The organism is Pseudomonas sp. K5002 (assembly GCF_013386655.1).
GTDB lineage: Bacteria > Pseudomonadota > Gammaproteobacteria > Pseudomonadales > Pseudomonadaceae > Aquipseudomonas.
In genome coordinates this window covers 1-7,824 of the sequence record NZ_JACARK010000479.1, presented here as the reverse complement: position 1 = coordinate 7,824, position 7,824 = coordinate 1, and the positions used below count along the sequence as shown (strand labels likewise).

The 7,824-nt window shown below is 62.3% G+C and carries 11 protein-coding genes; 4 read left to right on the top strand and 7 right to left on the bottom strand.

The features are described 5' to 3' along the window. Window positions 1-40: 40 nt before the first annotated feature. On the bottom strand, window positions 41-763 hold the full coding sequence (gene mtgA / locus HX846_RS21015; protein ID WP_178966032.1) for a monofunctional biosynthetic peptidoglycan transglycosylase: 723 nt from the start codon (window positions 761-763) through the stop codon (window positions 41-43). A 74-nt stretch (window positions 764-837) separates the two neighbouring features. Here mtgA and HX846_RS21010 point away from each other — a divergent pair, with 74 nt between their 5' ends. From HX846_RS21010 to trmB, 4 genes are all read left to right on the top strand, one after another. Then, a complete protein-coding gene (locus tag HX846_RS21010) occupies window positions 838-1,215 on the top strand; it encodes a DUF423 domain-containing protein (protein WP_003213781.1) in 378 nt (125 codons plus the stop codon). 71 nt (window positions 1,216-1,286) lie between these two features. Then, entirely contained in the window at window positions 1,287-1,487 is a 201-nt protein-coding gene (gene thiS, locus HX846_RS21005) for a sulfur carrier protein ThiS (protein ID WP_008434168.1), read from the top strand. A 65-nt stretch (window positions 1,488-1,552) separates the two neighbouring features. Then, window positions 1,553-2,347 (top strand): thiazole synthase, encoded by a 795-nt coding sequence (locus tag HX846_RS21000; RefSeq protein ID WP_178966031.1) that lies wholly within the window; start codon window positions 1,553-1,555, stop codon window positions 2,345-2,347. A gap of 9 nt (window positions 2,348-2,356) precedes the next feature. Continuing rightward, entirely contained in the window at window positions 2,357-3,082 is a 726-nt protein-coding gene (gene trmB, locus HX846_RS20995) for a tRNA (guanosine(46)-N7)-methyltransferase TrmB (protein WP_003213778.1), read from the top strand. Window positions 3,083-3,225: 143 nt separating this feature from the next. On the opposite strand, the gene HX846_RS20990 is transcribed toward trmB, so the two are convergent. Genes HX846_RS20990 through HX846_RS20965 form a run of 6 tightly spaced genes read right to left on the bottom strand, consistent with a single transcriptional unit; the run spans window position 3,226 to window position 7,584 of the window. After that, the gene (locus HX846_RS20990; RefSeq protein ID WP_003213776.1) at window positions 3,226-3,549 is read right to left on the bottom strand and encodes a DUF3392 domain-containing protein; all 324 of its coding nucleotides are present in this window, start codon (window positions 3,547-3,549) and stop codon (window positions 3,226-3,228) included. 19 nt (window positions 3,550-3,568) lie between these two features. After that, a complete protein-coding gene (gene hemW / locus HX846_RS20985) occupies window positions 3,569-4,771 on the bottom strand; it encodes a radical SAM family heme chaperone HemW (RefSeq protein WP_008434163.1) in 1,203 nt (400 codons plus the stop codon). Next, window positions 4,768-5,364, bottom strand: a complete 597-nt coding sequence (gene rdgB / locus HX846_RS20980; protein WP_178966030.1) for an RdgB/HAM1 family non-canonical purine NTP pyrophosphatase — start codon at window positions 5,362-5,364, stop codon at window positions 4,768-4,770. Before rdgB ends, hemW begins: the two co-directional genes overlap by 4 nt. Next, entirely contained in the window at window positions 5,361-5,795 is a 435-nt protein-coding gene (locus tag HX846_RS20975) for a DUF4426 domain-containing protein (protein ID WP_003213770.1), read from the bottom strand. Before HX846_RS20975 ends, rdgB begins: the two co-directional genes overlap by 4 nt. 21 nt (window positions 5,796-5,816) lie before the next feature. Beyond that, window positions 5,817-6,437, bottom strand: coding sequence for a methionine biosynthesis protein MetW (gene metW / locus HX846_RS20970; protein ID WP_003213768.1), 621 nt, complete (start codon window positions 6,435-6,437; stop codon window positions 5,817-5,819). 7 nt (window positions 6,438-6,444) lie between these two features. Next, window positions 6,445-7,584 (bottom strand): homoserine O-acetyltransferase, encoded by a 1,140-nt coding sequence (locus HX846_RS20965; RefSeq protein ID WP_008434158.1) that lies wholly within the window; start codon window positions 7,582-7,584, stop codon window positions 6,445-6,447. Window positions 7,585-7,824 lie beyond the last annotated feature (240 nt).

Here is a 7,824-nt window from a genome sequence, read left to right as displayed (position 1 = left end):
TTCGCGAGCAAGCCCGCTCCCACATTTGTTTTGTGGGGTGTCAGTCAGCCCAAGGCGCCTTGCGCGAGTTGTTCAGCTCATTCAAATAGCTGTCGCCACCCAACTGACTCATCTGCTGCCGAATCCACGCCGCCCGTCGCGCGACATACGACGTTGGATGGCTGGCACTCCACACCCGCGGATTAGGCAGCACCGCCGCCAGGTAGCTGGCCTGCTGGCGGGTCAGCGCCTTGGCGCTCACGCCAAAGTGATGCCGGGCCGCCGCTTCGGCGCCGAACACGCCTTCATCCCACTCCACGCTGTTGAGGTACACCTCAAGAATTCGCTGCTTGGGCCAGAGAATCTCGATCAGCCCGGTAAACCAGGCTTCCAGGCCCTTGCGGAAATAGCTGCGGCCGGTCCACAAAAACAGATTCTTCGACACCTGCTGGCTCAAGGTGCTGGCGCCGCGAATCGAACCGCCGCGCTCGTTATGCAGCAACGCCGCCTGGATCGCGCCGAAATCAAAACCCCAATGTTGCGGGAAGCGCTGGTCTTCGCCGGCCATCACCGCCACTTTCAGTTCGTCGGAGATCTGATCCCACGGCACCCACGTGCGCTGTACGTCAATCGGCTCGCCGTCGACCCAGGACTCGACCTTGCGCTCAACCATCAGCGCAGTGCCCGGTGGTGGCACGAAACGGAACAGCAGCACCAGCAGCACGCTGCCGATGGCAAACCACTTGAGGGCTTTGAGAAAACGCTTGAAGAGGAGACGCAGCATAGAGATGGCTTGGCCGAACCCGTTGAGCGGGCCATTATACAGACCCTGCCCCCTGAGTCTGACTGGAGTTCCTCATGTTGCGTGGCTTTCTGATGCTGGCTGCCTTTTTCGGCTTCACCGGCGTCGCCCTGGGTGCGTTTGCCGCCCACGGCCTGAAAAACCGCCTGAGCGCCGAGTACCTGGCGATTTTCCACACCGGCGTGACCTACCAGTTGGTGCACACCCTGGCGCTGTTCGGCGTGGCACTGTTGGCGGCGCACATCCCGGGCAGGCTGGTGACGTGGGCGGGTGTGTCTTTTGCCGTGGGCATCCTGCTGTTCTCCGGCAGCCTGTATGTGCTGACCATGACCGGCATCAGCAAGCTCGGCATCATCACCCCGTTTGGTGGCCTGGCGTTCCTGCTGGGCTGGTTCTTCCTCGGTTTGGCGGCGTGGCGTCTACAGGCTGCCTGACCAAGGGGCTTGGGCCAGCAACGTCAATCACGCTAGAATGCTGGCCCCTAAAAACGATGGCGGCCCGTGGCATGCGCATTCAGTTGAACGGCGAACCCTTTGAACTGCCCGACGGTGAAACCGTTGCGGCCCTGCTGACCCGTCTGGACTTGACCGGACGCCGCGTCGCAGTGGAGCTCAACCAGGATATCGTCCCGCGTAGCCAGCACGTCGAGACCGCGCTCACCGAGGGTGACCAGGTCGAAGTGGTCCACGCCATCGGCGGCGGCTAGCCGTCCGGCGCTCCAGGGCGCCAACCCGCATTCTGCAGAACCTCACCCCAACTCGAGGATTTCCCATGAGCATCGTTCGTATCGACAAGCCTTTCGTCCTGGCCGGTCGTACCTTCCAGTCGCGTCTGCTGGTCGGCACCGGCAAGTACCGCGACATGGAAGAAACCCGCCTGGCCATCGAAGCCTCGGGCGCCGAGATCGTTACTTTCGCCGTGCGCCGCACCAACCTCGGCCAGATCGAGGGCGAGCCGAACCTGCTCGAAGTGCTGTCGCCGGATCGCTACACCTTCCTGCCGAACACCGCCGGTTGCTACGACGCCATCGAAGCCGTGCGCACCTGCCGCCTGGCCCGTGAGCTGCTCGACGGCCACAACCTGGTGAAGCTGGAAGTGCTGGCCGACCAGAAAACCCTGTTCCCCAACGTGATCGAAACCCTCAAGGCCGCCGAAACCCTGGTCAAGGAAGGCTTCGACGTGATGGTCTACACCAGTGATGACCCGATCATTGCCCGTCAATTGGCGGAAATCGGCTGCATCGCGGTGATGCCGCTGGCCGGCCTGATCGGTTCCGGCCTGGGCATCTGCAATCCGTACAACCTGCAGATCATCCTCGAAGAAGCCAGGATCCCGGTGCTGGTGGATGCGGGCGTGGGCACTGCCTCCGACGCCACCATCGCCATGGAACTGGGTTGCGATGCGGTGCTGATGAACTCGGCCATCGCCCATGCGCAGCAGCCGGTCCTGATGGCTGAAGCCATGAACCACGCAATTGTCGCCGGCCGCCTGGCGTACCTCGCCGGGCGCATGCCGAAAAAACTTTACGCCAGCGCCTCCTCGCCGCTGGATGGTCTGATCAAGTAAGAGCCATTGATGACTGAATCAAACGAAACGCCGAACACCCTGGAAGAAGGCGACGAGTCCAAGCACCGCCGCATCAAGAGTTTTGTGATGCGCGCCGGTCGCATGACCGAGGGCCAGCAAAAGGGCCTGGAGCAGGGCACGCCGCTGTTCGTCCTGCCGCTGGCAGACGCGCCGGTGGATTACGACCAGGTGTTTGGCCGCTCGGCACCACGCTCCCTGGAGATTGGCTTCGGCATGGGCCATTCCCTGCTGGAAATGGCCGCGGCTTCGCCGGAGCAGGATTTTATCGGGGTTGAAGTACACCGTCCGGGTGTTGGCGCGCTGCTGAACGGCGTGCTGACTCAGGGCCTGACCAACCTGCGGGTCTACGACTGCGACGCGATCGAAGTGCTCAACCGCTGCATCGCCGACAACAGCCTCGACCGCCTGATGCTGTTCTTCCCGGACCCCTGGCACAAGAGCCGCCACCACAAGCGCCGCATCGTCCAGGCTTCTTTCGCGGAACTGGTGCGCAGCAAGCTGAAAGTGGGCGGCATCCTGCACATGGCCACCGACTGGGAACCGTATGCCGAGTACATGCTGGAAGTAATGAACGTCGCCCCTGGCTACCGCAACCTGGCGGAAGATGGCAAATGCGTCCCGCGCCCGGCCGAGCGGCCGATCACCAAGTTCGAACGTCGCGGCGAGCGACTCGGGCATGGGGTTTGGGATTTGAAGTTCGAGAAAGTGGACTGATAAGTCCCAGGCTTGAAATGCAGTAAAAAATGTGGGAGCGGGCTTGCTCGCGAATGCGGTAGATCAGTCGACATTTACGCTGACTGACACACCGCATTCGCGAGCAAGCCCGCTCCCACATTTGTTTTGTGCCGCGCTTAAGGTCAGCGGCGATCCGCCACCACCCCAATCAACACCAGCACCACCAACAACACCGGCGCCAGGCTGTAGTTGTTGAACTGGCTCAACCCGCGAACAATCCACGGCGTGGCATAGATCAGTGCTGCACCGCTGCCGATCATGCACACCAGCGCCATCAGCGGCACGCGCAGCGCACCCGCGATGCTGCCCAGCCGTGCTTCGACCCAGCCCTTGATGTCGGCGCCAAACAGCACCAGCAGGCAGCCTACCAACGCCAGGGAGATTTCCGACAGGTTGCTACGGCTCCAGCGGGATACGGTGGCGAGCAGGTCGAGTACCAGATCCATTCGATTTCCTTAAGAGCAATCAGCTCAAAAACTTCTGCAGCAGGTCATTGAGAAAGAGTTGCCCGCGGTCGGTGGCCGCCAGGCGTGACGGTTCGACCTGCATCAGGCCACTTTGTTCTGCCTCGCGGCGAGCTTCATCGAGGCTGGCCAGTTCGAGGCCGGTACGCTCGGCGTAAAGCCTGGCTTCGACGCCGTCGGTGAGGCGCAGGGCGTTCATCAGGAACTCGAACGGTAACTCTTCGTTGGTCAGTTCTTTCGCGCCGGCCTGGTAGTTTTTCGCCGGGTTGAGGTAGTCCTTCGGCGCCCGGGTTTTCCAGGTGCGCACGATGCGCCCATCCGGATGGCTGAGCTTGCCGTGGGCACCGGCGCCGATGCCGATAAAATCGCCAAAGCTCCAGTAGTTCAGGTTATGCCGCGCCGGCCGGCCCGGTTGGGCGTAGGCCGAGACTTCGTACTGGGCGTAACCGTGTTCGGCGAGCAGCGCCTGGCCGGCTTCCTGGATGTCCCACAGGGTGTCGTCTTCCGGCAGCACGGGCGGCTGGTTCCAGAACACGGTGTTGGGTTCCAGGGTCAGTTGATACCAGGACAGATGCGTGGGCTTGAGGGCAATGGCCTGGCGCAGGTCGCCCAGGGCGTCCTCCAGGGACTGATCGGGCAAACCGTGCATCAAGTCCAGGTTGAAGTTGTCGAACCCGGCCTGGCGCGCCATGCCGGCGGCACGCACGGCTTCGTCACCGTTGTGGATGCGGCCCAGGGCTTCGAGTTTTTCCTGCTGGAAACTCTGGATGCCAATCGACAGCCGATTGATCCCCAGCTTGCGGTACGCCACGAACTTCTCTTGCTCGAAGGTACCGGGGTTGGCTTCCAGGGTGATCTCGATATCGCCGGCAAACGGGATGCGCGCTTCCACGCCCTTGAGCAACCGGCCCAGGGCAGCGGCGCTGAACAGGCTTGGGGTGCCGCCGCCGAAAAAGATCGAACTCAGCTCACGGCCGTACACCGCGTGCAGGTCCTGATCGAGGTCGGCCAGCAACGCGTCGACGTACTCTTCCTCCGGCAGCACCTTGCTGGCGGTGTGGGAGTTGAAGTCGCAATAGGGGCATTTGCGCACGCACCACGGGATGTGGATATACAGCGCCAGGGGCGGCAGGTGAGGCAGGGCCGCCCGAGGTGTTTGCGCGCCACCGAGAATCAGTGGCTGCGCGGAGGTGTTTTGGGTCATTTCAGGCCCAGGCGCTGGCGCAGCAAATCCATTGCGCGGGCGCGGTGGCTGATCTGGTTCTTGTCGGCCGGGCTCAATTCGGCGCTGGAGACATTGCGCTCCGGCACCCAGAACAGCGGGTCGTAGCCAAAGCCGTGCTCGCCGCTGGCCGCGTGCAGGATGCGCCCGTGCCACAGGCCTTCACAGAGGATCGGTAATGGATCATCGGCGTGACGCACCAGGGCAAGCACGCAGACGAACTGCGCGCCGCGCATCGCGTCGGGCACGTCCTTGAGGGCGTCCAGCAGCTTGGCGTTGTTGGCCGCGTCGCCTTTACCGTCGGCGTAACGTGCCGAGTAGATGCCAGGCGCGCCGCCCAGGAAGTCCACGGCCAGGCCCGAATCGTCAGCCAGTGCCGGCAGGCCGGAAATACGCGCGGCGTTGCGGGCCTTGAGGATGGCGTTCTCGACAAACGACAGGCCGGTCTCTTCCGGCTCTATCTGGCTGAACTCGCCAATCGAGCGCAGTTGCACCGAGTCGCCGAGCATGGCCTGGAGTTCTTTGAGCTTGCCGGCGTTATGGCTGGCCAGTACGAGTTGAGTAAGGTTCATCATTGCGCCGGAAACAGTTCCTGGTTGAAACTGAAACCGTGGGCTTTGCCACCGGTTTCAACGTTGATGGTGAAAATCTTGGTTTCCTGCTGCGGCACCGGGTACTGGGCGACGTAAAGCGTAGAACCTTTCTGGGTGATTTTCTTGAACGTCAGCATCTCGCTCTTGCCGCCCAGATCCTTGATTGTGCCGGTAACGGTGGCGTCTATCGATTCGACGCCCTTGTTTACGAACACATTGATCATGCCCAGCTCTTTGCTGCGTACGATCCCGGCTTCCTGAGCCATTTCCGGCGTCAGGAAGCTGGTGGTCAGGGTGTTGTAGTGCACCGTGATATCGCCGAATTCTTTCTGACGATTACCATCGATAACATCCGCCGCCATAGCGCTGACGCTCAGGCACGCGGTGAGTAGAAAAACAGCCAGGCGACTCATGATCGTCCTCCTTGAAAATGGTTAGACGGCAATCTGGTGGTCCGTCAGGCCCGGGCTGCTGACCCGGTAGATCCCGATCTCACCCAGCAGGTTGGGCCATAGCTTACTCGCCCAGCCGTGACGATGCTGTTGATCGACGGCAAGGCGGTTGATGACTTTGGCTTCGCGCTCGCCGCACAGCGCTTCGAAGTCTTCAAAGGTGCAGAAGTGGATGTTGGGCGTGTTGTACCAGGTGTACGGCAGGAAGTCCGACACCGGCATGCGGCCCTTGGTGGCCAGGTACCAGCGGCAACGCCAGTGGCCGAAATTGGGGAAAGTAATGATGCACTGGCGGCCGACGCGCAACATTTCGTCGAGGATCCGGTCCGGGTAGTGCACGGCTTGCAGGGCCTGGGTCATGACCACGATGTCGAAGCTGTTGCTGGCAAAGTTGCCGAGGCCCTTGTCCAGGTCCTGCTCGATCACGTTGATGCCCTTGGCCACGCACTGGGCGATGTTGTCCGGGTCGTTTTCCAGGCCATAGCCGGTGACTTGCTTGTTGTCGCGCAGCCAGCTCAGCAGTTCGCCATCGCCGCAACCGAGGTCGAGCACGCGGCTGCCGGCGGGGATCCAGTCTTGGATGATTTCCAGGTCGGCTCTCATGGCGTTCTCACAGTGCTATTCGATTCATGTAGTTGCTGAAGGCCTGCAGGTAGCGCGGGATCGGGATCAGGAAGGCGTCGTGGCCTTGCGGTGCGTCGATCTCCAGGTAGCAGACGTCTTTCTTGGCGGCCATCAGCGCATCCACCAATTCCCGCGAGCGGGCCGGGGAGAAGCGCCAGTCGGTGGTGAACGACATCACGCAGAACTTGGCGGTGGCCGCCTCGAAGGTGCGCGCCAGGTCATCGTCGAAATTCGCCGCCGGGTCGAAGTAGTCCAGGGCCTTGGTCATCAGCAGGTAGGTGTTGGCGTCGAAACGCCCGGAAAACTCCTCGCCCTGATAACGCAGGTAGCTCTCGACCTGGAATTCGACGCTGTGGAAGTCGTAGTTGAGCTTTTCGCTCTTGAGGCCACGGCCGAATTTCTCGCCCATGGAGTCATCCGACAGGTAGGTGATGTGCCCGACCATGCGCGCGAGCATCAGCCCGCGCTTGGGGATCACGCCCGCTTCCTGGAACGAACCGCCGTGGAACTCGGGGTCGGTCAGGATCGCCTGGCGCGCCACTTCGTTGAAGGCGATGTTCTGCGCCGACAGCTTGGGGGCCGAGGCGATGGCCAGGCAATGGCGCACGCGGTCCGGGTAGGTGATGGTCCATTGCAGGGCCTGCATGCCGCCCAGGCTGCCGCCGATCACGGCGGCCCATTGGGCGATGCCCAGTACGTCGGCCAGGCGCGCCTGGCTGTGCACCCAGTCTTCCACGGTCAATACCGGGAAATCGGCGCCAAACGGCTTGCCGGTTTCCGGGTTGAGGCTGCTGGGGCCGGTGGAGCCGTTGCAGCCGCCGAGGTTGTTCAGGCTGACCACGAAGAACTTGTTGGTGTCGATGGGCTTGCCGGGGCCGATGCAGCTGTCCCACCAGCCGGGCTTGCGCTCGTCCATGCTGTGGAAACCCGCAGCGTGGTGGTGGCCGGACAGGGCGTGGCAGATCAGCACGGCATTGCTGGCCGTGGCGTTCAGTTGGCCGTAGGTTTCATAGATCAGGTCGTAGGCGGGCAGCGAACGGCCGCAGGCCAGGGCCAGCGGTTCGCTGAAGTGCGCCACTTGGGGCACGACCAGTCCAACAGAATCGGGGGGGAAGGCAGTTGGCATCGACCCTGCTCTCGTTTAAATGAGGCGTAAGTCTAAAGACCGCTGCACCCAGCGGCAAGCAAAGGCCTGCGGCTGGTGTTTTTAAGGCTTTTTGTGGCGAGGGAGCTTGCTCCCGCTGGAGCGCGAAGCGGTCCCAATGCATTCTTCCTGAAACAACGCGGGCGCTGATTTTACGACTGCTGCGCAGCCGAGCGGGAGCAAGCTCCCTCGCCACAGGGGATCATTGTCAGGTTTGGCGGT

Excerpts from the sequence above, each read along its gene's own strand:
- HX846_RS20975 (WP_003213770.1), bottom strand. The coding sequence starts at position 5,795 with ATGAGTCGCCTGGCTGTTTTTCTACTCACCGCGTGCCTGAGCGTCAGC.
- thiS (WP_008434168.1), top strand. The coding sequence starts at position 1,287 with ATGCGCATTCAGTTGAACGGCGAACCCTTTGAACTGCCCGACGGTGAA.
- trmB (WP_003213778.1), top strand. The coding sequence starts at position 2,357 with ATGACTGAATCAAACGAAACGCCGAACACCCTGGAAGAAGGCGACGAG.
- HX846_RS20965 (WP_008434158.1), bottom strand. The coding sequence starts at position 7,584 with ATGCCAACTGCCTTCCCCCCCGATTCTGTTGGACTGGTCGTGCCCCAA.
- HX846_RS20990 (WP_003213776.1), bottom strand. The coding sequence starts at position 3,549 with ATGGATCTGGTACTCGACCTGCTCGCCACCGTATCCCGCTGGAGCCGT.
- metW (WP_003213768.1), bottom strand. The coding sequence starts at position 6,437 with ATGAGAGCCGACCTGGAAATCATCCAAGACTGGATCCCCGCCGGCAGC.
- mtgA (WP_178966032.1), bottom strand. The coding sequence starts at position 763 with ATGCTGCGTCTCCTCTTCAAGCGTTTTCTCAAAGCCCTCAAGTGGTTT.
- rdgB (WP_178966030.1), bottom strand. The coding sequence starts at position 5,364 with ATGATGAACCTTACTCAACTCGTACTGGCCAGCCATAACGCCGGCAAG.
- hemW (WP_008434163.1), bottom strand. The coding sequence starts at position 4,771 with ATGACCCAAAACACCTCCGCGCAGCCACTGATTCTCGGTGGCGCGCAA.
- HX846_RS21000 (WP_178966031.1), top strand. The coding sequence starts at position 1,553 with ATGAGCATCGTTCGTATCGACAAGCCTTTCGTCCTGGCCGGTCGTACC.
- HX846_RS21010 (WP_003213781.1), top strand. The coding sequence starts at position 838 with ATGTTGCGTGGCTTTCTGATGCTGGCTGCCTTTTTCGGCTTCACCGGC.